The sequence below is a fragment of the Alteromonas lipotrueae genome (assembly GCF_019249255.1).
GTDB lineage: Bacteria > Pseudomonadota > Gammaproteobacteria > Enterobacterales > Alteromonadaceae > Alteromonas > Alteromonas lipotrueae.
Map to the genome: position 1 here is coordinate 1 of NZ_JAESDJ010000050.1, position 512 is coordinate 512.

Sequence of the window (512 nt, forward strand, 5' to 3'; positions counted from 1 at the left end):
TTGGCAAGAGCTACAGCTGCACAACGCTTACCTCGCCGCTCTACTAGCCCTTTAATCCATTCATCTTTCTTCGTTCGTGAATCACGTTTAACTGCCTGGTTTACTGCTGACATAGCACCCGCAACTAAGTTAGCGCGCAATGTCGAATTTCGTATATTTTTACCTATAGAACCTAATCGAACTTTGCCACCTGAAGAATGCTGTATTGGCGTTAAGCCAATACACGCAGCAGCGTCTCGCGCTTTTTTGAAAACGCCCAGCTCGCAGCAACCTAACGCGATGTACAAGTTAACGGCATTTGTAGGGCCAACACCTTCTATCTTCATGAGATTTTTGCAAGCTTCTGATGATCTGCTGGCTCTAGCTACACTCTGTTCGTAGTGTTTTACGAGCTCTATACTCTTCAGGTATTGTTGCCATGCCGTGTGTAATGCATCTCTGAATATCGCGCTAAATCCATTTTCTGCATCTTCCAATATCGACTGTATTGCACTGTTCAACCCCACATCTGT

The 512-nt window shown here is 45.1% G+C and carries 1 protein-coding gene; it reads right to left on the minus strand.

Annotated elements, in window-relative coordinates; translation table 11 throughout:
* Window positions 1-512, minus strand: a 512-nt coding sequence (locus KYS23_RS20605) for a transposase (protein WP_218420084.1), incomplete at both ends; no start/stop codon positions are given.